The sequence below is a fragment of the Catenulispora rubra genome, from assembly GCF_015356825.1.
GTDB classification, from domain to species: Bacteria; Actinomycetota; Actinomycetes; order Streptomycetales; family Catenulisporaceae; genus Catenulispora; species Catenulispora rubra.
The window spans coordinates 1-295 of record NZ_JAACYW010000847.1; the positions used below are offsets into that span (position 1 = coordinate 1).

Annotated in this window: 1 pseudogene; it reads left to right on the top strand. The window is 68.8% G+C overall.

The annotated features are described in order from the left end of the window. A pseudogene (locus GWK61_RS55695) lies at positions 1-295 on the top strand (IS5/IS1182 family transposase); the annotation flags it as partial.

A 295-nucleotide genomic window follows, 5' to 3' on the forward strand; every position in this document is an offset into this window, starting at 1 on the left:
CGAACCACCCTCTGGGCTGCCACAAGCGTCGGATACCTGATGAGATGGTGTTCCGGCTGGTCGTCGAGGCCTTGGTGCACGGCTCGGGCTACGAGCGGATCGCCGTCGAGGGCTGCTCGGACTGGACCATCCGCGACCGGGTCAAGACTTGGTCGGCGCTGGGCCTGACCCACGAGCTGCACCGCCTGGCCCTGGCCGCCTACGACCGGATGATCGGCCTGGATCTGGACGACCTGTCCGCCGACGGCTGCCACACCAAAGCGCCGGTCAAGGGCGACAAGGCCGGACGCTCGCC